We start from the raw sequence: 24,014 nt of genomic DNA, 5'->3' as shown, positions 1-24,014 counted from the left end.
CGGATTTCTGACGAAACTGGCCCGGCACTTGCAGTCATCTATCCCAACTGTACCTACGATCCCAGTGCAGCGGAGACCGTGCCATGCCTGCAAGCCCCAACATTCTTCTTCAGACCGCCGCCCAGGCCAAGGCACAAGCTGCCTCGGCCAAATCATCGGCAGTGGCCGCAGAGCCCGGGGACAAGGCCTCCAGCTTCGCTCAGGTGTTTGCCGATCAAGGCTCGAACAAGCCTTCGGTGACCGTCGACAATTCGGCAAAACCTGCCCGTGACAAGGTGGCCGACAACGGCGGCAAGAAAGACCTCGGCAAGGATCAGTCTGCCGCCCCGGAGCCGGCGGTTGCCGATAGCGGCAAAGCCTTGCCCGCCGACAAACCGGCGACGCCGGCAACGGACGACAAGACCGCTACTGATGATGACTTGGCCGACACCGCGCCGGCTCCCGTTGTCGATACGGCGCCGGTGGACCCGGCGCTGGTGGCAGCGGTAGAACCTGTCGTCACTGCGCCGGTAGTGGCTACCCCCGTCGTCGAAACCGCCGCAAAAACGGAAACCGATCAACCTGCCGTGGCGGCATTGCCGGGTATGGTCAAGGATCCGGCGCCGGCCACTGACCCGGCTTTCGACCCCGAGGCGGATCCGCTCGATTCACTGCCCGCCGTGCGCATGGCCATGGAGCAGAGTGGTCACATTTCTGCTTCCAGCCAGTCCCAGCCCAAGGCCACCCCGGCCCAGGCTCAGGCTGACGGCGAATTGACCTCGGCGCAGAACTTCGCTGCCGGCATGGCCAGCATGCTCGATGTGCAGGCTGACAAGGACAGCACCAGCCAGGGCGGTGAAAAGGCGTTCAGCGGCCTGATCGATGACGGCCTGAAAGACCTGAAGACCGCCACCAGCGACACCCGCGTGGATGATTTCGCCAACCGTCTGGCGGCGCTGACCCAGGCTGCCACGCCGAAAACCGCCAACGCGGTGCCGGTGAACCAACCGATTGCCATGCACCAGAACGGCTGGACCGAAGAAGTGGTCAACCGGGTCATGTACCTGTCGAGCAACAACCTGAAGGCGGCTGACATCCAGTTGCAGCCAGCGGAGCTTGGGCGTCTGGATATCCGGGTGAACATGGTCCCGGACCAGCAGACCCAGGTGACCTTCATGAGCGCGCATCCGAGCGTGCGTGAAGCCCTCGACGGTCAGATGCACCGCCTGCGCGACATGTTCAACCAGCAAGGCATGGGGCAGGTCGACGTCAACGTTTCCGACCAGAACCGTGGCTGGCAGGGCCAAGGCCAGGAACAGGCGCAGCAGGGGCAGAGTGGTCGCACCAGCGCTGCCGGCGGTCGCCTGGATTCGGCTGAAGAAGAGTTGACGCCGACTGCTGTCGCTGAAGCTGCGGCCACCGCCACTCACGTGATCGGCTCCAGCGCCGTCGACTACTACGCCTGATTCATCCTCCCCCGAGGAAGCGGCCCTGTCCGCTCCCTCGTCCGTTTTGCCACCGCTCTCCGTTTTCCTCCGACACTTCTGGCATAACACTTGCTCTTGCCTTGCCGTGCGACTGTGAAAACCCGATTAGTGACGGATTATTGGCATGGCGAAGAGCGAAGCTGCAGCAGTAAAAGACCCCGCAACCAAAGGCAAACTCAAACTGATCATCGTGATCGTGCTGGGTCTGTTGCTGGCGATCGGCACGTCCGTGGGGGCGACCTGGTTCTTCATGCACAGTGCCCAGAGCAAGCCTGCGGCGACCGCCGAAGCGGCCCCGGTCGGCAAGCAACCGGCGATTTTCGAGCCCATGGCGCCGGCCTTCGTGGCCAACTACAACCAGAACGGCCGTCAGCGCTACATGCAGGTGAGCATCACCATGCTGGCGCGCAATCAGGCGGATCTGGAAGCGCTCAAAGTGCACATGCCGGTGATCCGCAACAACCTGGTGATGCTCTTCTCCGGTCAGGATTTCGCCACGCTGGCGACCCCGGTCGGTCAAGAGATGTTGCGCCAGAAGGCCACAGCCAGCGTCCAGGAAGTGGCGCAGAAAGAGCTGGGCAAAGTGGTGATCGAACAGTTGCTTTTCACTAATTTCGTACTGCAGTAGGAACACGACATGGCCGTGCAGGATCTGCTGTCCCAGGATGAAATCGACGCGCTGTTGCATGGCGTCGACGATGGTCTGGTACAGACCGATAACGCTGCCGAACCCGGCAGTGTCAAAAGCTACGACCTGACCAGCCAGGATCGCATCGTCCGTGGACGCATGCCGACTCTGGAAATGATCAACGAGCGTTTTGCCCGCTACACCCGCATCAGCATGTTCAACATGCTGCGCCGCTCGGCGGACGTTGCCGTCGGTGGCGTACAGGTGATGAAGTTCGGCGAATACGTGCACTCGCTGTACGTGCCGACCAGCCTCAACCTGGTCAAGATCAAACCCCTGCGCGGCACCGCGCTGTTCATCCTCGACGCCAAACTGGTGTTCAAGCTGGTGGACAACTTCTTCGGCGGCGACGGCCGTCACGCCAAGATCGAAGGGCGTGAATTCACCCCGACCGAACTGCGCGTGGTGCGCATGGTGCTGGAGCAGGCGTTCGTCGATTTGAAAGAAGCCTGGCAGGCGATCATGGAAGTCAACTTCGAGTACATCAACTCGGAAGTGAACCCGGCCATGGCCAACATCGTCGGTCCGAGCGAAGCGATCGTGGTTTCCACGTTCCACATCGAACTCGACGGCGGTGGCGGTGATCTGCACGTGACCATGCCGTACTCGATGATCGAGCCGGTGCGCGAAATGCTCGACGCCGGTTTCCAGTCGGACCTCGACGACCAGGACGAGCGCTGGGTCAATGCCCTGCGCCAGGACGTGCTGGATGTCGACGTGCCGATCGGCGCCACCGTAGCTCGTCGCCAGCTGAAACTGCGCGACATCCTGCACATGCAGCCGGGGGACGTGATCCCGGTCGAGATGCCGGAAGACATGATCATGCGCGCCAACGGCGTGCCGGCCTTCAAGGTCAAGATGGGCTCGCACAAAGGCAACCTTGCGTTGCAGGTGATCGAGCCGATCGAGCGCCGCTGAAGCGGCGCCCTCACTCCCTGATTCTTTTACCGGTTTTTTGCCCGCCGAGGACAAATGATGAACGACGATATGAACACCCAGGACGATCAGGCACTGGCCGATGAATGGGCTGCCGCCCTGGAAGAAACCGGTGAAGCCGGGCAGGCCGACATCGACGCGCTGCTGGCCGCCGACGCAGGTACTTCGAGCTCCAACCGTCTGCCGATGGAAGAGTTCGGCAGCGTGCCGAAGAACAACGACCCGGTGACCCTCGACGGCCCGAACCTGGACGTGATTCTCGACATCCCGGTGTCGATCTCGATGGAAGTGGGCAGCACCGACATCAACATCCGCAACCTGCTGCAACTCAACCAGGGTTCGGTGATCGAGCTCGATCGTCTGGCCGGCGAGCCGCTGGACGTGCTGGTCAACGGCACCCTGATCGCTCACGGTGAAGTGGTGGTGGTCAACGAAAAGTTCGGCATCCGTCTGACCGACGTGATCAGCCCGAGCGAACGCATCAAGAAGCTGCGCTGAGTGAAAAAGGTTCTGGGTGCCTTGTTCGGTCTGGCGCTGGCGTTGCCGTTCAGCGTGCTGGCGGCCGAGCCGGTGGCGACCACCGCGGCGGCTGCTGCGCCAGCCGTCAACAGCGGCGTGGCCGGTCAGCTGACGCAACTGGTGCTGGGTCTGTTACTGGTGCTGGGGTTGATCTTCTTCCTCGCCTGGTTGCTGCGCCGGGTGCAGCAGGCCGGCCCCGCCGGCAAGGGCCAGGTGATCGAGTTGATCGGTTCCCGCGCGCTCGGGCCACGTGACCGTCTGATGCTGGTGCAGGTCGGCAACGAGCAGATTCTGCTCGGCCTCAGCCCCGGAACCATCACTGCGTTGCACGTGCTCAAAGAGCCGGTCGAGGTGCCGAGCGCCGCCGACAAAGCGACTCCGGAATTTGCCCAGCATCTGTTGAAGATCCTCGGCAAGGATCAGAAGGATAAGAAGTAATGGGTGCGTTGCGCATCGTCTTGACCCTGGCCCTGTTGCTGGCCGCGCCGCTGGCATTCGCCGCCGATCCGTTGTCGATCCCGGCGATCACCCTGGGCACCAACGCCGAGGGCGCGCAGGAGTATTCGGTCAGCCTGCAGATCCTGCTGATCATGACGGCGCTGAGCTTCATTCCGGCCGCCGTTATCCTGATGACCAGTTTCACCCGGATCATCATCGTCTTCTCGATCCTGCGTCAGGCCCTGGGCCTGCAGCAGACACCGTCGAACCAGATCCTCACCGGCATGGCGCTGTTCCTGACGCTGTTCATCATGGCGCCGGTGTTCGATCGCGTGAACAACGATGCCTTGCAGCCGTACCTCGCGGAAAAGCTGACGGCCCAGCAGGCAGTGGAAAAGGCTCAGGTGCCGATCAAGGACTTCATGCTCGCCCAGACCCGCTCCAGCGATCTGGAGCTGTTCATGCGCCTGTCCAAGCGTACCGACATCGCGACGCCGGATGCTGCGCCGCTGACGATTCTGGTGCCGGCCTTCGTGACGTCTGAACTGAAGACCGCGTTCCAGATCGGCTTCATGATCTTCATCCCGTTCCTGATCATCGACCTGGTGGTGGCGAGCGTGCTGATGGCGATGGGTATGATGATGCTGTCGCCGCTGATCATTTCCCTGCCGTTCAAAATCATGCTGTTCGTGCTGGTGGATGGCTGGGCGCTGATCATCGGCACCCTGGCCAGCAGTTTCGGAGGTGTATCGCCATGACGCCAGAAGTAGCGGTCGACATCTTTCGCGAAGCCCTGTGGCTGACCACCATGATGGTGGCGATTCTGGTGGTGCCGAGTCTGTTGGTGGGCCTGCTGGTGTCGATGTTCCAGGCCGCGACCCAGATCAACGAACAGACCCTGAGCTTCCTGCCGCGTCTGCTGGTGATGCTGGTGACGCTGATCGTCGCCGGCCCGTGGCTGGTGCAGACGTTCATGGAATACATCACCCAGTTGTACAAAAACATTCCGATGGTCATCGGCTAAGCCATGCAATCGCTGCTTCAGCTGACCGATGCCCAGATCAGTACCTGGGTGGCGACGTTCATGCTGCCGCTGTTTCGCGTCGCCTCGATGTTGATGGTGATGCCGGTCTTCGGAACCACGCTGGTGCCCCGGCGGATCCGTCTGTATTTCGCCTTCGCGATCACCGTGGTGATCACGCCCAACCTGCCGCCGATGCCGGCGGTCAGTCCTCTGGACCTCAGCGGCCTGCTGCTGATCGCCGAGCAGATTCTCGTTGGCGCGGTGCTGGGTTTCTCGCTGCAATTGTTCTTTCAAGCTTTCGTGGTGGCCGGGCAGATCGTCGCGATCCAGATGGGCATGGGCTTCGCGTCGATGATCGACCCCACCAACGGCGTGTCGGTGGCGGTGATCGGGCAGTTCTTCACGATGCTGGTGACCTTGCTGTTCCTGTCGATGAACGGGCACCTGGTGGTCTTCGAAGTGCTCACCGAAAGCTTCACCACGCTGCCGGTCGGCGGCGGGTTGATGACCACGCATTACTGGGAACTGGCCGGCAAACTCGGCTGGGTGCTGGGCGCCGCGTTGTTGCTGGTGCTGCCGGCGGTCACCGCGCTGTTGGTGGTCAACATCGCGTTTGGCGTGATGACCCGCGCCGCGCCGCAGCTCAACATTTTCTCCATCGGCTTTCCGCTGACCCTCGTACTCGGCCTGTTCATCGTCTGGGTCGGGCTGGCGGACATACTCAATCAGTATCAACCGCTGGCCACCGAGGCCTTGCAGTTTTTACGCGAACTGGCACAGGCGCGCTGAGTCATGGCTGAGAGCGAGAGCGGTCAGGATAAAACAGAAGACCCCACGGAGAAGCGCAAGAAAGACTCCCGGGAAAAGGGTGAGATTGCGCGCTCCAAGGAGCTCAACACGCTGGCGATCATGCTCGCCGGCTCTGCCGCGCTGCTGATTTTCGGCGGGATGCTGGCGCAGGAATTGATGGACCTGATGCGCCAGAACTTCACGCTGTCGCGGGAAGTGATCATGGACGAGCGCTCGATGGCGACGTTCCTGATGAGCTCCGGATTGCAGGCGTTGCTGGCGATTCAGCCGATCATGATCACCCTGTTGCTGGCGGCCTTTCTGGGGCCGATTGCGCTGGGTGGCTGGTTGTTCGCCGCCGGTTCGCTGGCGCCCAAGTTCAGTCGGATGAACCCGGCGGCAGGCCTCAAGCGGATGTTCTCGATGAAGGCTGTGGTCGAGCTGCTCAAGGCGCTGGCCAAGTTTCTCATCACGCTGGGTGTGGCGCTGGTGGTGCTCAATTCGGACATTGACGACCTGCTGCGCATTGCCCACGAGCCGCTGGACCGGGCGATCATTCACAGCTTGCAACTGGTGGGCTGGAGCTCGCTGTGGCTGGCCTGCGGTTTGATCATCATCGCCGCCGTCGACGTGCCCGTGCAGATCTGGGAGAGCATCAAGAAGCTCAAGATGACCAAGCAGGAAGTGCGCGACGAGCACAAGGACCAGGAAGGTCGGCCGGAGGTCAAACAGCGCATTCGCCAGTTGCAGCGCGAGATGTCGCAGCGGCGGATGATGGCGGCGATTCCGGATGCCGACGTGGTCATCACCAACCCGACCCACTACGCCGTGGCGCTCAAGTACGACGCCGAGAAGGGCGGGGCGCCGATGCTGCTGGCCAAGGGCAGCGACTTCCTGGCGCTGAAGATCCGCGAAATCGCCGTGGCCAACAACGTCATGCTTCTCGAATCGCCGGCGCTGGCGCGTTCGATCTATTACTCCACGGAGCTGGAAGAAGAAATCCCTGGGGGGCTGTATCTGGCGGTCGCCCAGGTACTGGCCTACGTCTACCAGATCCGCCAGCACCGCGCGGGCAAGGGCAAGTTCCCGGAACCGCTCAAGGACGACCTGCCGATCCCGCCGGATCTGCGGCGTGATTCCTGATTGTGATGAAGCAAAAAAACCGCCATCCGGTTGCAGCCGGTGGCGGTTTTTTTTATGCCTGATGACCTGTGTTGCCTGTGAGGCCGCCTTCGCGACACATCTCTCAAGCCTTTACGCGGAGGTCTGCGATGGCGGCAGTTCCAGATTATCCAGCACCCGATTCACTGCCAGCTCGCCGAGCATGATCAGTTGCGCAATCCCCACCAGCGTCCTGCGCTGCGAGGCGGGCATGAGGTGGGTGAAGTCATTGACGATGGTCCTGGCTGAGGCCAGGGTTTCGCAGGCATCGGCCAGCAGTTCTTCGTTTTTGAAGTCTGCGGTGACGGCGTACATTCTGCGGGTTTTGCGCGGTGGTGGCCTGGAGCCGGGCGGGCAGAGATAGTGGTCGAGGGCGCGGTCGGCGGCTTCGTGAAGTTTTCTGGAGTCGGCGGATTCGTAGGGCGAGGCGGGGTCGGTTACGGGTGGGTTGGGTGTTGGTTTGATCATGGTGAAGCTCCTTTGGGGTGGAGCCGCCAAATCCAGTCGCTAAACAGGAAGGGTGGCGGCTGTACGCAGGTTAGCGAACCGGTCAAAGGCACCCGGTAGACCACAAGGGTCTCCCGCATACAGCCACCATAACGAAATTGCAGACATACAGATCCGCAACGAAGCTTGGCACGCTGGTGCACCTTTAAATTGAACCGAGTCGCTAAACCCGATCGCTGATTCGTCAGCGACCGATCCACAATAGAACCCGACCCCACAGCGCACAAGCCGGCGGATTCTGGCGTAGCCGTAGGCAACGGCGCAAGGATTCGTAGCCTGTAAGGCGTGTCTGAAGGTGTCTTTTAAACACCTGAGTTTAAAAGGCAGTTTTTGCTGACTTCTAGCGAAAGCGACATCCCACCCAGCAGAAAAAACACGCCCAAACCCCTCTGTTTCAATCATCGGCAAAAGTTGGAAGGCTTCTTGCAGTAGCCGCCGTGCGCCTGCTTCGGGCGTCAAAAGTTTGCTTTAAAGGAACGGGGAAAACCGGTGGATCGCTCTCAGTTAATCAACAGTGCTCGCTCGAACATTGCCGACCTCAGTCGAGGCAATCTGGGTGTGCCGCTGTTGCTGCTGGTCATGCTGGCGATGATGATGTTGCCGGTGCCGCCGTTCCTGCTCGACGTGTTCTTCACCTTCAACATTGCCCTGTCGATCGTCGTGCTGCTGGTCTGCGTGTACGCCTTGCGGCCGCTGGATTTTGCGGTGTTCCCGACGATCCTGCTGGTGGCGACGCTGTTGCGACTGGCGCTGAACGTGGCGTCGACGCGGGTGGTGATGCTCCACGGTCAGGACGGCCACGCCGCCGCCGGTAAGGTGATCCAGGCCTTCGGTGAGGTGGTGATCGGCGGTAACTACGTGGTCGGTATCGTGGTCTTCGCGATCCTGATGATCATCAACTTCGTCGTGGTGACCAAGGGTGCTGGCCGGATCTCCGAGGTGAGCGCTCGCTTCACCCTCGATGCGATGCCCGGCAAGCAAATGGCGATCGACGCCGACCTCAACGCCGGTCTGATCGACCAGGCGCAGGCCAAGGCCCGTCGTCAGGAAGTGGCTCAAGAGGCAGAGTTCTACGGCTCGATGGATGGTGCCAGCAAGTTCGTCCGTGGTGACGCCATCGCCGGCCTGCTGATTCTGTTCATCAACCTGATCGGCGGCATGGCCGTCGGTATCTTCCAGCACAACATGACTTTCGCCGACGCGGGCAAGGTTTACGCCTTGCTGACCATCGGTGACGGTTTAGTGGCGCAATTGCCATCACTGTTGTTATCTACAGCTGCAGCGATCATGGTGACTCGTGCTTCCGGCTCGGAAGACATGGGCAAGCAGATCAATCGCCAGATGTTCGCCTCGCCCAAAGCGCTGGCGGTGGCGGCCGGTCTGATGGCGGTCATGGGTCTGGTGCCGGGCATGCCGCACTTCTCGTTCCTGAGCATGGCTGCCCTGGCTGCCGGTGGTGCTTACCTGTTCTGGAAGAAGCAGAACGTCGCCAAAGTGCAGGCGCTGCAAGAGGTTCAGCGTCAACAGGAACTGCTGCCGTCGCCGGCCCGCGCCATGGAAACCAAGGAGCTGGGCTGGGACGACGTGACCCCGATCGACATGATCGGCCTGGAAGTCGGCTACCGCCTGATTCCGCTGGTGGACCGCAACCAGGGCGGGCAATTGCTGGCGCGGATCAAGGGCGTGCGCAAGAAGCTCTCGCAGGATCTGGGCTTTCTGATGCCGACCGTGCACATCCGCGACAACCTCGACCTCGCGCCGAGCGCCTATCGCCTGACCCTGATGGGCGTGATTCTGGCCGAAGCCGAGATCTACCCGGATCGCGAACTGGCGATCAACCCGGGGCAGGTCTACGGCTCGCTCAACGGCATTACCGCCAAAGATCCGGCTTTCGGCCTGGAGGCGGTGTGGATCGAAGTCAGCCAGCGCGCCCAGGCGCAATCGCTCGGTTACACCGTGGTCGATGCCAGCACCGTGGTTGCGACCCACTTGAACCAGATTCTGTACAAGCACTCCAGCGAGCTGATCGGCCACGAAGAAGTGCAGCAATTGATGCAATTGCTGGCCAAGAGCTCGCCGAAACTGGCTGAAGAGCTGGTGCCGGGCGTGGTCACGCTGTCGCAACTGCTCAAGGTGTTGCAGGCGTTGCTGGCCGAGCACGTGCCGGTGCGCGATATCCGCAGCATTGCCGAGGCCATCGCCAACAATGCCGCCAAGAGTCAAGATACCGCCGCTTTGGTGGCTGCTGTGCGGGTTGGCGTATCGCGCGCCATCGTCCAAAGCATTGTAGGGACTGAGTCGGAGCTGCCAGTTATCACGCTGGAGCCAAGGTTGGAACAAATATTGCTCAATAGTCTGCAGAAGGCAGGACAAGGCTCGGAAGAGGGCGTTCTGCTGGAGCCGAGCATGGCCGAGAAGCTGCAGCGTTCGCTGATTGAAGCGGCGCAGCGCCAGGAAATGCAAGGTCAGCCGGTGATTCTGTTGGTAGCAGGCCCGGTTCGCGCGATGCTCTCGCGCTTTGGTCGCCTGGCAGTTCCCGGACTGCATGTGCTGGCCTACCAGGAAATTCCGGACAACAAGCAAGTGACCATCGTTGCGACAGTAGGGCCCAACGGCTGAGGTAGTGGTTTATGCAAGTTAAGCGTTTTTTCGCCGCCGATATGCGTCAGGCCATGAAGCTGGTTCGTGATGAGCTGGGCGCTGATGCCGCCATCATTGGCAACCGCCGCATCGCCGGCGGCGTCGAGCTGACGGCGGCGCTCGATTACAAACTGTCTGCGCTGGCCCCGCGCGTTCCGAACATGGAACTCGAGGATGAGCTGCGCAAGACCCAGTCGCGCATCGTCACCGCCCAGGCCGAGCTGAGCCTGCGTGGCGAAGCCGACGGCAACACCAATCGCCAGTTGTTCGCCGGGCTGCCGTTGACGGCCGGCCTGCCGCTGACCGCTGCCGAGCCGCTGACCGAACCGACCTACGAAGCTCCGGCTCGTCCGGCACCAGCGCCTGCAGCGGTTTCCGCTGGCGTCGATCCGCGTGCTCTGGACTCGATGCGTTTCGAACTCAACAGCCTGCGCGAACTGATGGAAGTGCAACTCGGCACCCTGGCCTGGAACCAGCTGCAAGGCAGCCGTCCGGCCCAGGCCAATCTGTACCGTCGTCTGCAACGCATCGGTTTGTCCGGCCCGTTGTCCCGGGATCTGCTGTCGATGATCACCGAGATCGACGAGCCTCGTCAGGCCTGGCGCATGCTGCTGGCGCACCTGGCGCGGATGATTGCCGTGCCGGAAGTCGAGCCGCTGGAAGAGGGTGGGGTGATTGCGATGGTCGGTCCTGCCGGCATGGGCAAGACCACCACCCTGGCCAAACTGGCCGCCCGCTACGTGCTCAAGTACGGCGCGCAGAACATCGCGCTGGTGAGCATGGACAGTTTCCGTATCGGCGCGCAGGAGCAGCTCAAGACGCTGGGCCGCATCCTTAACGTTTCGGTGACCCACGTCGATCCGGGCCAGTCCCTGGTGCAGGCGCTGGATCCACTGCTGCGCAAGCGCGTGGTGCTGATTGACACCGCCGGCCTGCAGGCCAGCGATCCGGCCCTGCGCATGCAGCTGGAAAGTCTGGCCGGTCGTGGCATTCGGTCAAAAAATTATCTGGTTCTGGCAACCACCAGCCAAAAACAGGTTCTAACCGCCGCTTATCACAGTTACAAGCGTTGCGGGCTGGCCGGCTGCATCCTGACTAAACTGGATGAGACGGCCAGTCTGGGCGAAGTGTTGAGCCTGGCGATCAGTCACGAACTGCCGGTTGCCTACCTGACCGATGGCCCACGGATTCCGGATGATCTGCATCTGCCGCGGCGTCATCAACTGGTCAGTCGCGCCGTCAGCGTGCAAATGCAGGAAGAACCCAGCGAAGAAGCCATGGCTGACATGTTCGCTGATATCTACCACAGTCCGACCAAGCAGGTTGGCTGAGGTAATGAACAGTTTTCGTACCTACATCGATGGCCTGCCACGCATTGTTCCGGTTGTGAACGCGCAGCCAGTAATGTGGCCTCCGTCTATGCAAGACAAGGTAAAGAAATAACATGGGCAGCATGCATCCCGTACAGGTGATCGCGGTGACCGGCGGCAAAGGTGGCGTCGGCAAGACTAATGTGTCAGTGAACTTGTCCCTGGCCCTGGCAGAGCTTGGCCGTCGGGTCATGCTGCTGGACGCCGACCTGGGGCTGGCGAACGTCGACGTTCTGCTGGGCCTCACACCCAAACGAACCCTGGCCGACGTGATCGAAGGCCGCTGCGAGCTGCGCGACGTCCTGTTACAGGGCCCCGGCGGGATCCGCATCGTGCCGGCCGCTTCCGGCACCCAGAGCATGGTTCACCTGAGCCCGGCCCAGCATGCCGGCCTGATTCAGGCCTTCAGCGACATCGGCGACAATCTCGACGTGCTGGTGATCGACACCGCTGCGGGTATTGGTGACTCGGTAGTCAGTTTTGTTCGCGCAGCGCAAGAAGTGTTGCTGGTGGTCTGCGACGAGCCGACCTCGATCACCGACGCCTACGCGCTGATCAAACTGCTCAACCGCGATTACGGCATGAACCGCTTCCGCGTCCTGGCCAACATGGCCCAGAGCCCGCAGGAAGGTCGCAATCTGTTCGCCAAGTTGACCAAGGTCACGGATCGCTTCCTCGACGTCGCCCTACAATACGTCGGCGCGGTGCCCTACGACGAAAGCGTGCGCAAGGCGGTGCAGAAGCAGCGTGCGGTCTATGAAGCCTTCCCGCGTTCCAAGTGCGCACTGGCGTTCAAGGCGATCGCACAGAAGGTCGACACCTGGCCGCTGCCCGCCAACCCGCGCGGCCACCTCGAATTTTTCGTCGAGCGCCTCGTGCAGCAAACGGCAGGACCTGTGCTATGACCGCCAGCGGTATGAATTTCTACAAGAAGTCGGCGCGTGACGCGCAGTACGAGCTGATCGAGCGTTACGCGCCACTGGTCAAACGCATCGCCTACCACTTGCTGGCGCGGTTGCCGGCCAGTGTGCAGGTCGAAGACCTGATCCAGGCCGGGATGATCGGCCTGCTCGAAGTCTCGACCAAATACGACGCCAGCAAGGGCGCCAGTTTTGAAACGTACGCGGGCATCCGGATCCGTGGTGCGATGCTCGATGAAGTCCGTAAGGGGGACTGGGCACCACGCTCGGTTCACCGCAATACCCGCATGGTCAGCGACGCGATTCGCTCGATTGAAGCTAAAACCGGCCGTGACGCTAAAGATCACGAAGTTGCGGCCGAACTCCAATTGAGTCTCGACGATTACTACGGGATTTTGAACGACACCCTGGGCAGCCGCCTGTTCAGTTTCGACGACCTGTTGCAGGACGGCGAACACGAAGGGCTGCACGAGGATGGCGCCAGTGCTCATCTGGAGCCGTCGCGCGATCTGGAAGACGAACGTTTCCAGGCCGCGCTGGCGGACGCGATTGCCAATTTGCCGGAGCGTGAGCGACTGGTGTTGGCGCTGTACTACGACGAAGAGCTGAACCTCAAGGAGATCGGTGAAGTCCTTGGCGTCAGTGAATCGCGGGTCAGCCAGTTACACAGCCAGTGCGCGGCCCGCTTGCGGGGGCGTTTGGGGGAGTGGCGAGCGCGCTGAAGGCAGTGTGGGGACACTGCGAACGAGGCTGGTGCGGTGGTGAACGGCACCGGTCTTGCTCTGTTGTGCTCCAGACAGTCATCGAGTGTTTTGCCGGATTGATTGAAATGGCGCGTCCAGGTGCTGGGCGCGTTTAAGACTGCTTGGAGGTCGAATTGAACAAAGACATGAAAATCCTCATCGTTGATGACTTCTCAACGATGCGGCGGATCATCAAGAACCTGTTGCGTGATCTCGGGTTCACCAACACCGTTGAAGCCGACGATGGCACTACTGCCATTCCGGTGCTCAACAGCGGCAGCATCGACTTTCTGGTGACCGACTGGAACATGCCCGGCATGACCGGTATCGACCTGCTGCGCCACGTGCGCGCCGATGAAAAGCTCAAGCACCTGCCGGTGCTGATGGTGACCGCTGAAGCCAAGCGCGAGCAGATCATCGAAGCGGCCCAGGCCGGCGTTAACGGCTACGTGGTCAAACCTTTCACGGCTCAGGCGCTGAAAGAAAAAATCGAGAAGATTTTCGAACGCATCGGCTGATGACGCGCGGGGGAGCTATGGAGCATAACGAATCTTCACAGGGCGACTTCGAGTCGACTCTGAAAAAACACGCCGTCGAACTGGTCGAAAGCCTTGAAAAAGGCAAGTTCGGCGACGCCGTGCAACTGATCCATGAGCTCAATCAGACCCGTGACCGTGGCCTGTACCAGGAAGTGGGCAAGCTCACGCGTGAACTGCACAGTGCGATCGTCAACTTCCAGATCGATCCGCACATGCCGCAGGCTGAGGAAGTGTCGCAAATCACCGACGCTACCGAGCGCCTGGGCTACGTGGTCAAACTGACCGAAGCTGCCGCCAACCGCACCATGGATCTGGTGGAAAGCGCGACCCCCGTGGTCAATGGCCTGGCTGACGAAGCCCAGGCCTTGAGCGCCGATTGGGGCCGCTTCATGCGCCGTGAGGTCGGGGCTGAAGAGTTCCGTGAGCTGGCGCGCCGGGTCGACGGTTTTCTGGCACGCAGCAGCGCGGACAACCGCGCGGTGTCGAGCAATCTGAACGACATTCTGCTCGCCCAGGATTACCAGGACCTCACCGGTCAGGTGATCAAGCGCGTGACCCAATTGGTCACCGAAGTCGAAAGCAACCTGCTCAAGCTCGTGCTCATGGCCAGCCAGGTGGACCGCTTTGCGGGCATCGAACATGACCGTGCGGCGATGCTTGCTGAAAAAGATCCACAAAAACATCTCTCGCAGGGTGAAGGTCCGCAGATTCATGCCGATAAACGAGAAGACGTTGTGTCCGGTCAGGACGATGTGGACGATTTGTTATCCAGCCTTGGATTTTGAGTTTTTTTGGGTTTTTAGACCTGTAGGAGCACCCCATTAATGAGCTTCGGCGCCGATGAAGAGATCCTTCAGGATTTCCTGGTTGAGGCCGGCGAGATTCTTGAGCAACTGTCCGAACAACTGGTCGAGCTGGAAAGCCGCCCGGATGACGCAGATCTGCTCAACGCAATTTTTCGCGGTTTCCACACTGTAAAAGGGGGCGCCGGCTTCCTTCAGCTCAACGAGCTGGTGGAGTGCTGTCACATCGCCGAAAACGTGTTCGACATCCTGCGCAAGGGTGAACGACGCGTCGATGCAGAACTGATGGACGTGGTGCTTGAAGCGCTGGACGCGGTGAACAGCATGTTCAGCGAAGTCCGCGATCGCAGCCCGATCACCGCCGCCACCCCGGAACTGCTGGCCGCCCTGGCGCGTCTGGCCGAACCGCAATCGGCGGATGAAGCCCCGGCTTCGCCGGTTGCCGAGATGATCGAAGAACTGGTCGTCGAAGGCGATTCGGGCGACATCACCGATAACGAATTTGAACAGCTGCTGGACTCGCTGAACGCCGTCAAGGCCGAAGCCGAAGCCCCGGCTGCTGCTGCACCTGCTTCCACCGGAGCGGCCAGCGATGAAATCACCGACGCCGAGTTCGAGTCGCTGCTCGACCAGTTGCATGGCAAGGGCCAGTTCGCGGCCGACGCCGTGGCTCCGGCTGCTGCGGCACCTGCTGCTCCGGCGGCGGGCGACAGCTCGGACATCACCGACGACGAATTCGAAGCCTTGCTCGATCAGTTGCATGGCAAGGGCAACTTTGCTGTTGATGCGCTGGAATCGGCGATTGCTTCGGTGCCTGCGCCGGCTGCTCCGGCAGCGGCTGCGGCCGGTAGCGATCTGATCACCGACCACGAGTTCGAATCGCTGCTCGACGATCTGCATGGCAAAGGCAAGTTCACTGACGTCGCCACCGGTGCCGTCGTGACTGCCGGCAATGCTTCGGCAGTTGCAGCGCCTGCTGCGAAGGCCCCGGCCGCTGCGGCAAAACCTGCTGCAAAAACACCTGAGCCGAAAGCTGAACCGGCCAAGCCAGCCGCTGCGGCACCGGCTCCGGCCCGTGCACCGGCGACGCCGCCACCGGAAAAACCGACGACTGAAGCCGAGACCACCGTGCGTGTGGACACCGCACGTCTCGACGAAATCATGAACATGGTCGGCGAGCTGGTGCTGGTGCGTAACCGTCTGGTGCGCCTGGGCCTGAACAGCGGTGACGAGTCGATGCAGAAGGCCGTGTCGAACCTCGACGTGGTCACCGCCGACTTGCAGACCGCGGTGATGAAGACCCGGATGCAGCCGATCAAGAAAGTCTTCGGCCGCTTCCCGCGTCTGGTTCGCGACCTGGCACGCCAGCTCAAGAAAGAGATCAACCTGGAACTGGTGGGCGAAGAGACCGACCTCGACAAGAACCTCGTCGAGGCACTGGCCGACCCGCTGGTCCACTTGGTGCGCAACGCCGTCGACCACGGCATCGAGTCGCCGGAAGAACGCGAAGCCTCGGGCAAGGCCCGTGGCGGCAAGGTGATCCTGGCGGCCGAGCAGGAAGGCGACCACATCCTGCTGTCGATCTCCGACGACGGCAAAGGCATGGACCCGAACGTCCTGCGTGCCATCGCCGTGAAACGCGGTGTGATGGACAAGGATGCCGCCGATCGTCTGAGCGACACCGAGTGCTACAACCTGATTTTCGCCCCGGGTTTCTCGACCAAGACCGAGATCTCCGACGTGTCCGGCCGCGGTGTCGGCATGGACGTGGTGAAGACCAAGATTTCCCAGCTCAACGGTTCGATCAACATCTACTCGACCAAGGGCCAGGGCTCGAAGATCGTCATCAAGGTGCCGCTGACGCTGGCGATCATGCCGACCCTGATGGTGATGCTCGGCAACCAGGCGTTCGCGTTCCCGCTGGTGAACGTCAACGAAATCTTCCACCTCGACCTGTCGACCACCAACGTGGTGGACGGCCAGGAAGTGGTGATCGTGCGGGACAAGGCGCTGCCATTGTTCTACCTCAAGCGCTGGCTGGTCAGCTCCGCCGCTCACGAAGAGCAGCGCGAAGGCCATGTGGTGATTCTTTCGGTGGGCACCCAGCGGATCGGCTTCGTCGTCGATCAACTGGTCGGTCAGGAAGAAGTGGTCATCAAGCCATTGGGCAAGATGCTCCAGGGAACCCCGGGCATGTCCGGCGCCACCATCACCGGTGACGGCCGCATTGCACTGATTCTCGATGTTCCGAGCATGCTCAAGCGTTACGCCGCACGGCGTATTTGAATCCGGGGTGGCGGGGCGACAACGTCCCGCCGCACCTAATGGAGTGTTTATGGCAGTCAAAGTCCTGGTGGTGGACGATTCGGGTTTTTTCCGCCGCCGCGTCTCGGAAATTCTTTCAGCGGATCCGAGCATCCAGGTTGTCGGCACGGCAACCAACGGTAAAGAGGCGATCGATCAGGCACTGGCCCTCAAGCCGGACGTGATCACCATGGACTACGAGATGCCGATGATGGATGGCATCACGGCCGTGCGGCACATCATGCAGCGCTGCCCGACCCCGGTGTTGATGTTCTCCTCGCTGACGCACGAAGGCGCCCGGGTCACCCTGGATGCGCTGGATGCCGGCGCGGTGGATTTCCTGCCGAAGAATTTCGAAGACATCTCCCGCAATCCGGAGAAGGTCAAGCAACTGCTGTGCGAGAAGGTGCACAGCATCTCGCGCAGCAACCGTCGTTTCAGTGCCTACAGTGCGCCGGCGCCTGCCGCTGCACCTACGCCTGCACCGATTCCGGCAGCAGCGCCGTCGAGCTTTGGCAGCCACAGCGCTCCGGCCCGTCCGGCTCCTGCGCCTGCACCGACTCGCGCGCCAGCGGCCAGCGCTTCGTCGCCGGCCCCGAAACGCAAGAACTACAAGCTCGTGGCGATTGGTACATCGACCGGCGGCCCGGTAGCCCTGCAACGGGTTCTGACCCAGTTGCCGGCCAGCTTCCCGGCGCCGATCGTGCTGATCCAGCACATGCCGGCGGCCTTCACCAAGGCCTTCGCCGAGCGTCTGGACAAGCTGTGCCGCATCAGCGTCAAGGAAGCCGAGGATGGCGACATCCTGCGTCCGGGCCTGGCGCTGCTGGCACCGGGTGGCAAGCAGATGATGATCGACGGCCGAGGCGCAGTGAAAATCTTGCCGGGCGACGAGCGTCTGAACTACAAGCCGTGCGTGGACATCACCTTCGGTTCCGCAGCCAAATCCTACAGCGACAAAGTTCTGGCGGTCGTACTGACCGGCATGGGCGCCGACGGCCGTGAAGGCGCACGCCTGCTCAAGCAGGGCGGCAGCACGGTCTGGGCCCAGGACGAAGCCAGTTGCGTGATCTACGGCATGCCGATGGCCATCGTCAAAGCTGACCTCGCCGACGCGGTGTACAGCCTGGACGATATCGGCAAGCACATCGTCGAGGCATGCGTCTGATGGATGTTCTAAGCCTTATCGGGATCATCATGGCGTTCGTCGCCATCATCGGCGGCAACTACCTGGAAGGTGGTCACCTCGGCGCGCTGGCCAACGGCCCGGCGGCGCTGATCGTGCTCGGTGGCACCGTCGGCGCCGCGCTGCTGCAATCGCCGATGAGCGCGTTCAAGCGCGCCATGCAGATTCTGGCCTGGATCTTTTTCCCGCCGCGTGTGGATCTGGCCGGCGGTATCGACCGCGTGGTCAACTGGAGCCTCACCGCGCGCAAGGAAGGCCTGCTGGGCCTGGAAGGCGTGGCGGATGCCGAGCCCGACGCCTACTCGCGCAAAGGCCTGCAACTGCTGGTCGACGGCGCCGAGCCGGAAGCGATCCGCAGCATCCTCGAAGTGGATTTCTACACTCAGGAAGCCCGCGATGTCGAAGCGGCCAAAGTGTTTGAAAGCATGGGCGGCTACGCGCCGACCATCGGCATCATCGGTGCGGTGATGGGCCTGATCCACGTGATGGGCAACCTGGCCGATCCGTCGCAACTGGGCAACGGTATTGCGGTCGCGTTCGTCGCTACCATCTACGGTGTGGCCAGTGCCAACCTGATCCTGTTGCCGGTGGCCGCCAAGCTCAAGTCAATCGCGTTGCGACAGTCGCGTTATCGCGAAATGTTGTTGGAAGGGATCTTGTCGATCGCTGAAGGTGAAAACCCACGCTCCATCGAGTTGAAGCTTCAGGGCTTCATGGATTAAGGGACTAACCTCATGGCACGTCGTCGCCAGCATGAAGAGCACGTAAACCATGAACGTTGGCTGGTTTCCTACGCCGACTTCATCACCTTGCTCTTTGCCTTTTTCGTGGTGATGTACTCCATCTCGTCGATCAACGAAGGCAAGTACAAGATCATCTCCGAAGCGCTGATCGGGGTCTTCACCGACTCCGACCGCGCGCTCAAGCCGATCCCGATCGGTGAAGAACGACCGAAGACCGTGACCCCGGCCAAGCCGCTGGTCAAGGACGCCGAACAGGTCGACGCCGGCATGGCCGGGGCCAGCGATCCGCTGAAAAGCATCGCCGATGACATCAGCGCCGCGTTCGGCGACCTGATCTCCTCGAACCAGATGACCGTGCGCGGCAACGAGCTGTGGGTCGAGATCGAACTTAACTCCAGCCTGTTGTTCGGCAGCGGTGATGCGATGCCGAGCGACATCGCGTTCAACATCATCGACAAGGTCGCAGCGATCCTCAAACCGTTCGACAACCCGATCCACGTTGAAGGCTTCACCGACGATCAGCCGATCCGCACGGCGCAGTACCCGACCAACTGGGAACTGTCCTCGGCGCGTTCGGCGAGCATCGTGCGCATGCTGGCGATGCAGGGCGTGAACCCTGGTCGCCTGGCCTCAGTGGGCTACGGCGAATTCCAGCCGGTGGCCAACAACGCCACCGCCGAAGGCCGGGCGAAGAACCGTCGTGTGGTGCTGGTGGTGTCGCGCAATCTGGATGTTCGTCGCAGCCTGACCGGCACCGGAACCGCCCATGCGCAACCGGATGCCGCGTTGAAGCGTGCTGGCACACAAACTGCACCGACCCCGGTCAAGACGCCGGGACGCGAGAGTGCCGTCAATTCTCCGTCGCCCGCATTAATACGCTGAACCATGTCTCGGCCGAGTATCCCGGCCGGGAGGAACGATCTGAATGAGAGTCTGGGCAGTCGCCAATCAAAAGGGTGGTGTTGGTAAAACCACTTCTTCCATCGCTTTAGCCGGTTTGCTGGCAGAGGCGGGCAAGCGCGTGGTCGTGGTCGATCTCGACCCACACGGCTCGATGACCAGCTATTTCGGTTACGACCCCGACAGCCTGGAACACAGCAACTACGACCTGTTTCTGCACAAGGGCGGCGTGCCACAAGGTCTGCCGGGCCAACTGCTGCTGTCGACCAGCGACGAACGCATTTCCCTGTTGCCGTCGAGCACCGCGCTGGCCACTCTCGAGCGCCAATCGCCGGGGCAGAGTGGCCTGGGTCTGGTGATCGCCAAGAGTCTGGCGCAGCTGTGGCAGGACTTCGATTACGCGATCATCGACAGCCCGCCGTTGCTCGGCGTGTTGATGGTCAACGCCCTGGCCGCGAGTCAGCAACTGGTGATCCCGGTGCAGACCGAGCACCTGGCCGTCAAAGGCCTGGAGCGCATGGTCAACACCCTGGCGATGATCAACCGCTCGCGCAAACAGGCGCTGCCGTTCAGCATCGTGCCGACCCTGTTCGACCGCCGCACTCAGGCGTCGATGGGCACCTTGCGCGTGCTGCGTGACAAATTCCCCGACGAGATATGGCAGGGTTACATCCCGGTCGATACCCGTCTGCGCGACGCCAGTCGTGCCGGTGTCACCCCTTCGCAGTTCGACGGCAAGAGCCGTGGCGTGCTGGCTTATCGCGCGCTGCTCAAGCATCTGCTGGCGCAGCAACTCGTTCCGCAGGTGGCTTGAGCATGAATCGGCCGATCAAGCTGACGTCGAAGCCGCAACTGGCGCTGCAGTCCTATCTGGACGGCTTGCTGCAGGAAGTGACGGACGAGGTCGAGCAGGAAATCGCAGCGCCGGTCGAGGTGGTCGAGACCACTGCGGCACTCGATGAATTCCAGGCTGCCGTGCTTGAAGAGCAGGCCCGGGATGCGCAAAAAGCCGCCCGGCCGATCGCCCCGGTTGCAGCGCCTGCCGCTGTGGCGGCCAAAGCGCCCGCGACCCTGATCAAAGAGCCTGAGCCGGTGCGCGTGATCTCGCCCCTGGCACCGCTGTTGCAAACTCAACTTCTGCAAACGCCTCCGGTTCCGGCGGCGCCAGAGCCTGATTCTGTAGCGCCTGCGCCAATCCCGGTCGAACCGACCCTGGTTGCGCCACTGGTCGAAGTGCATCTGCCACCCAGCAACACGCCGCCACCGGTAGAAACCGACGGTCGTCCGGCCTGGGCTTCGGAAGCGTTCGAATGCCTGCTGTTCGACGTCGCCGGGTTGACGCTGGCGGTGCCGCTGGTGTGCCTGGGGTCGATCTATTCGCTGGCCGGCCATGAGCTGACGCCGCTGTTCGGTCAGCCGGAATGGTTCCTCGGGATTCTGCCGAGCCAGGCCGGAAATCTGAAGGTGCTGGACACCGCACGCTGGGTCATGCCGGACCGTTATCGCGACGATTTCCGTCAGGGTCTGCAATACGTGATTTCGGTTCAGGGTTACGAGTGGGGCCTGGCGGTGCATCAGGTCAGTCGCTCGTTGCGCCTGGACCCGAATGAAATCAAATGGAGAAGTCACCGGGGTCAGCGGCCATGGCTCGCCGGCACGGTGATTGAACACATGTGCGCCTTGCTCGATGTTTCCGCACTGGCCGAGTTGATCGCCAGCGGTGGGGCAAAGCACATGTCCGGCAGTAAGCCGAACCACAAACCGACATAAAGACAGTACCGGCATTCAAATGCCGGCGAACGAAACACACACCGCCAGGCGCGGTTTTTCGAGGGGCTAGGGTATGAACGACAAGGCTACGGCGGCAAAGGGTTCCGAAGATCCGATCCTGCAATGGGTGACCTTCAAGCTGGACAACGAAACCTACGGCATCAACGTGATGCGCGTTCAGGAAGTCCTGCGCTACACCGAGATCGCTCCGGTTCCGGGTGCGCCAAGCTACGTACTGGGCATCATCAATCTGCGCGGCAACGTGGTGACCGTGATCGATACCCGTCAGCGCTTCGGCCTGATGAGCGGTGAGATCAGCGACAACACCCGTATCGTCATCATCGAAGCCGACAAGCAGGTCGTGGGCATCATGGTCGACAGCGTGGCTGAAGTGGTTTACCTGCGTCAGTCGGAAATCGAGACCGCACCGAACGTCGGTAACGAAGAGTCGGCCAAGTTCATCCAGGGCGTTTGCAACAAGAACAACGAGTTGCTGATCCTGGTCGAGCTGGACAAGATGATGAGCGAAGAAGAGTGGTCGGAACTGGAGAACATCTGATTGATTCTCGAGGTAGCGGTCATTGTCCTGTTCCTGTTCTGGGCAGGCACGCTGGCAATGTTTCTGGCGTACATCAAGGCGCAGCGCGTGATCGCTGCGCAACAGGCCCAGGGCGATGCGCTGCGTGATCAGCGCATCAGGGACCTGGCCAAACGTGTCGACGATTACCAGAACGGCAACGTGCGCATGGGCGAAGCCCTGCACGAGCTGCGCGCGGTAGTCAGTCCGATTCCGGACAAGCTTTCCCGGCTCGAACAGCGCGATCCTTCCAGCCTGTCATTCGCCCAGGCGGCGAAACTGGTGGGAATGGGCGCGAGTGTCGATGAGCTGACCCAGTCCTGCGGGTTGACCCAGGCTGAGGCGGAGTTGATGCGCAAGCTGCATAAAAGCTGAAGCAAAGACCAGATCAAAAGATCGCAGCCTTCGGCAGCGCCTACAGAGGTGTTCGATCCCTGTAGGCGCTGACGAACGCTGCGATTTTTTCCGTCATCTCGTTATCGCCATGATTGAGTGCCAGGCCCCTTCCTGGTCAAGGCGCAACCTTCCTTGAGTAAGCGATCCGTCGGTAGAGTGCTTTTTGTTCGCCGGTGCCACCTTTGTGTGCGTCACCCCAAGCCACTACTCTTGCATCCTCCCTCAGTGCGACGAATGTTCGAGTCCCTCCATAGACAGCCCGTACGTTTTGAAGCAGAGGAGCAACGTTGCTGCTGTCACCGCCTGCCTCAGGGTCTCCCCAGGCGACGGCTTCCCCGTTGCTGCGTAAGGCGACGGCTGCCTCATGATTGGTACTTATCCCCACCACATCTGTCAGCGCTTTGATCGTATCCGGCACGTTGGCAGCCGCGCCGGCTCCCCATGCATCCACCTGACCATTGGCGCGCAGTACCACAAAACCATCCGATGTCGGACTAAAATGCACGATGTCTCTGTATTCAGTAATGGGGGCGGGAGGCGTATCCCAAGTGAAGTCTCCCCAGCCATCAACTTGGCCACTCGCCTGACGTACTGCGAATGCACCCGCATTACCCTGTATATCGACAATGTCCCTCAACCCGGCAATACGTTCAGGCATGGGGGCAATACGGCCCCAGACGGCAACACTTCCGTCATCGCGGCGCAGGGCGTAAGCGAAGCCGCTGCTTGCCAATTGAACGACACCGCTCATCTTGCCGATGTCATCAGGCAAAGCACCGCCATAATCCGGGTGGCCCCAAGTCACCACGTGACCATTCTTGCGTATGGCTGCAAATGCAAACTCTGATCCCTGGACATGCACAATGTCGGAGAGTCGGGCAATCCTGTCTGGAAGATCCCCTCCCGTTTCCTTTAATCCCCATGTCACGAGATTTCCCGTGGACAGGAGTGCCGCAAATGCATAGGCCCCTCCGTACAGAGCGACAATGTCGGTTCGCTTTGCAATCTCCTCGGGGACGCAGGAGCTGGGATTTCCAGCGCTGCCCCAGGCCAGGACGTTCCCTTTTGCGCGCCTGACCGCAAAAGCGGCCATGGAAGATGCCACTTCGCGAATATCCCTGAGGCAGGCCAGTCGGGGAGGCAAATTACCGCCATTTTCCCCCCAGCCCCATGCGTGCAGTTTTTGATCATTACGAAGAGCGCACAGGGCAGGGAAGTTGCCAATGATGTTCGAACGGGAGAGGACCAGCCTCTGCTTCCCCGAGGTGACAAGCAGGGGTGTCGAGGGGTTGGTATCAAAGAAATCGATTCCCGTTACAGATTGATCGTGATCTTCGTATTGCCAGACAGCCTCAATTGGCTCAAGGTTCCGGGCGTTCAGAGACACAAGTCTGTAGCTGTTGGAGCGAAAGGTGCCGACCACTCGATGACAGGCGCGTGCGCCCAGAACGAGCAGCTCGTCTTCTGCGACGGGGTTTTGTGGCCCTGTACCATCAACCTTTGCTGATTTTCTGATCATCTCGGGATGCGCCTCCTCAGCCGCTTCTGAGTGACAGGAGATCAGGCATCTAAGCGCTCCAGAGTGCGGGATGTCT

25 protein-coding genes are annotated in these 24,014 nt (G+C 61.3%); 23 read left to right on the top strand and 2 right to left on the bottom strand.

The features are described 5' to 3' along the window. Window positions 1-83: 83 nt before the first annotated feature. From ACODTD_RS25410 to flhB, 9 genes are all read left to right on the top strand, one after another. Window positions 84-1,445, top strand: coding sequence for a flagellar hook-length control protein FliK (locus ACODTD_RS25410; RefSeq protein ID WP_011333055.1), 1,362 nt, complete (start codon window positions 84-86; stop codon window positions 1,443-1,445). A 145-nt stretch (window positions 1,446-1,590) separates the two neighbouring features. Continuing rightward, complete coding sequence (gene fliL, locus ACODTD_RS25405; protein WP_011333056.1) at window positions 1,591-2,094, top strand: flagellar basal body-associated protein FliL; 504 nt, start codon at window positions 1,591-1,593, stop codon at window positions 2,092-2,094. Window positions 2,095-2,103: 9 nt separating this feature from the next. Continuing rightward, the gene (gene fliM, locus ACODTD_RS25400; RefSeq protein ID WP_003222890.1) at window positions 2,104-3,072 is read left to right on the top strand and encodes a flagellar motor switch protein FliM; all 969 of its coding nucleotides are present in this window, start codon (window positions 2,104-2,106) and stop codon (window positions 3,070-3,072) included. Window positions 3,073-3,129: 57 nt separating this feature from the next. Beyond that, entirely contained in the window at window positions 3,130-3,588 is a 459-nt protein-coding gene (fliN, locus tag ACODTD_RS25395) for a flagellar motor switch protein FliN (RefSeq protein WP_011333057.1), read from the top strand. Then, on the top strand, window positions 3,589-4,047 hold the full coding sequence (fliO, locus tag ACODTD_RS25390) for a flagellar biosynthetic protein FliO (protein ID WP_041475176.1): 459 nt from the start codon (window positions 3,589-3,591) through the stop codon (window positions 4,045-4,047). Further along, window positions 4,047-4,805 (top strand): flagellar type III secretion system pore protein FliP, encoded by a 759-nt coding sequence (gene fliP, locus ACODTD_RS25385; RefSeq protein ID WP_221615223.1) that lies wholly within the window; start codon window positions 4,047-4,049, stop codon window positions 4,803-4,805. Before fliO ends, fliP begins: the two co-directional genes overlap by 1 nt. Further along, entirely contained in the window at window positions 4,802-5,071 is a 270-nt protein-coding gene (gene fliQ, locus ACODTD_RS25380) for a flagellar biosynthesis protein FliQ (protein ID WP_007951951.1), read from the top strand. Before fliP ends, fliQ begins: the two co-directional genes overlap by 4 nt. A gap of 3 nt (window positions 5,072-5,074) precedes the next feature. Next, window positions 5,075-5,860 carry a flagellar biosynthetic protein FliR gene (gene fliR / locus ACODTD_RS25375; RefSeq protein ID WP_011333060.1) on the top strand — a complete coding sequence of 262 codons (786 nt, stop codon included), beginning with the start codon at window positions 5,075-5,077 and terminating at the stop codon, window positions 5,858-5,860. A 3-nt stretch (window positions 5,861-5,863) separates the two neighbouring features. Next, window positions 5,864-7,003, top strand: coding sequence for a flagellar biosynthesis protein FlhB (gene flhB, locus ACODTD_RS25370; RefSeq protein ID WP_011333061.1), 1,140 nt, complete (start codon window positions 5,864-5,866; stop codon window positions 7,001-7,003). A 111-nt stretch (window positions 7,004-7,114) separates the two neighbouring features. Here flhB and ACODTD_RS25365 read toward each other — a convergent pair whose 3' ends face one another. Continuing rightward, window positions 7,115-7,489, bottom strand: coding sequence for a DUF6124 family protein (locus ACODTD_RS25365; protein ID WP_201819367.1), 375 nt, complete (start codon window positions 7,487-7,489; stop codon window positions 7,115-7,117). A gap of 528 nt (window positions 7,490-8,017) precedes the next feature. Here ACODTD_RS25365 and flhA point away from each other — a divergent pair. The 14 genes from flhA (at window position 8,018) to ACODTD_RS25295 (ending at window position 22,398) form a co-directional block, all read left to right on the top strand. Beyond that, window positions 8,018-10,147: a flagellar biosynthesis protein FlhA gene (gene flhA, locus ACODTD_RS25360; RefSeq protein WP_011333069.1), complete on the top strand. Its 2,130-nt coding sequence runs from the start codon at window positions 8,018-8,020 to the stop codon at window positions 10,145-10,147. Between the two features lie 11 nt (window positions 10,148-10,158). Then, the gene (gene flhF / locus ACODTD_RS25355) at window positions 10,159-11,499 is read left to right on the top strand and encodes a flagellar biosynthesis GTPase FlhF (protein ID WP_007951958.1); all 1,341 of its coding nucleotides are present in this window, start codon (window positions 10,159-10,161) and stop codon (window positions 11,497-11,499) included. 113 nt (window positions 11,500-11,612) lie between these two features. Further along, entirely contained in the window at window positions 11,613-12,443 is an 831-nt protein-coding gene (fleN, locus tag ACODTD_RS25350) for a flagellar synthesis regulator FleN (RefSeq protein ID WP_003222917.1), read from the top strand. After that, window positions 12,440-13,180, top strand: coding sequence for an RNA polymerase sigma factor FliA (fliA, locus tag ACODTD_RS25345; protein WP_011333070.1), 741 nt, complete (start codon window positions 12,440-12,442; stop codon window positions 13,178-13,180). The genes fleN and fliA overlap by 4 nt, the downstream gene beginning before the upstream one ends. Before the next feature lie 167 nt (window positions 13,181-13,347). Next, window positions 13,348-13,719, top strand: coding sequence for a chemotaxis response regulator CheY (locus tag ACODTD_RS25340; RefSeq protein ID WP_003183998.1), 372 nt, complete (start codon window positions 13,348-13,350; stop codon window positions 13,717-13,719). Between the two features lie 17 nt (window positions 13,720-13,736). Further along, window positions 13,737-14,525 (top strand): protein phosphatase CheZ, encoded by a 789-nt coding sequence (locus ACODTD_RS25335; protein WP_011333071.1) that lies wholly within the window; start codon window positions 13,737-13,739, stop codon window positions 14,523-14,525. 39 nt (window positions 14,526-14,564) lie between these two features. Further along, the gene (locus ACODTD_RS25330) at window positions 14,565-16,829 is read left to right on the top strand and encodes a chemotaxis protein CheA (RefSeq protein ID WP_011333072.1); all 2,265 of its coding nucleotides are present in this window, start codon (window positions 14,565-14,567) and stop codon (window positions 16,827-16,829) included. Window positions 16,830-16,878: 49 nt separating this feature from the next. After that, a complete protein-coding gene (locus ACODTD_RS25325; RefSeq protein ID WP_011333073.1) occupies window positions 16,879-18,015 on the top strand; it encodes a protein-glutamate methylesterase/protein-glutamine glutaminase in 1,137 nt (378 codons plus the stop codon). After that, entirely contained in the window at window positions 18,015-18,755 is a 741-nt protein-coding gene (locus tag ACODTD_RS25320) for a flagellar motor protein (RefSeq protein ID WP_064600715.1), read from the top strand. The genes ACODTD_RS25325 and ACODTD_RS25320 overlap by 1 nt, the downstream gene beginning before the upstream one ends. A 12-nt stretch (window positions 18,756-18,767) precedes the next feature. Further along, window positions 18,768-19,658 carry a flagellar motor protein MotD gene (motD, locus tag ACODTD_RS25315; protein WP_489105341.1) on the top strand — a complete coding sequence of 297 codons (891 nt, stop codon included), beginning with the start codon at window positions 18,768-18,770 and terminating at the stop codon, window positions 19,656-19,658. 43 nt (window positions 19,659-19,701) lie between these two features. Next, complete coding sequence (locus tag ACODTD_RS25310) at window positions 19,702-20,490, top strand: ParA family protein (protein ID WP_011333076.1); 789 nt, start codon at window positions 19,702-19,704, stop codon at window positions 20,488-20,490. Window positions 20,491-20,492: 2 nt separating this feature from the next. Beyond that, window positions 20,493-21,446, top strand: coding sequence for a CheW domain-containing protein (locus tag ACODTD_RS25305; RefSeq protein WP_489105340.1), 954 nt, complete (start codon window positions 20,493-20,495; stop codon window positions 21,444-21,446). Between the two features lie 73 nt (window positions 21,447-21,519). After that, window positions 21,520-22,005 (top strand): chemotaxis protein CheW, encoded by a 486-nt coding sequence (locus ACODTD_RS25300; RefSeq protein WP_007959223.1) that lies wholly within the window; start codon window positions 21,520-21,522, stop codon window positions 22,003-22,005. After that, window positions 22,006-22,398: a DUF2802 domain-containing protein gene (locus ACODTD_RS25295; protein ID WP_489105339.1), complete on the top strand. Its 393-nt coding sequence runs from the start codon at window positions 22,006-22,008 to the stop codon at window positions 22,396-22,398. It begins immediately after the preceding gene. A 136-nt stretch (window positions 22,399-22,534) separates the two neighbouring features. On the opposite strand, the gene ACODTD_RS25290 is transcribed toward ACODTD_RS25295, so the two are convergent. Further along, window positions 22,535-23,938 carry an RCC1 domain-containing protein gene (locus ACODTD_RS25290; RefSeq protein ID WP_489105338.1) on the bottom strand — a complete coding sequence of 468 codons (1,404 nt, stop codon included), beginning with the start codon at window positions 23,936-23,938 and terminating at the stop codon, window positions 22,535-22,537. Window positions 23,939-24,014 lie beyond the last annotated feature (76 nt).

The sequence above is a fragment of the Pseudomonas sp. FG35 genome (assembly GCF_057809295.1).
Note: the sequence above shows the minus strand (reverse complement) of the source record. Positions and strands in the feature narration are given on the sequence as shown.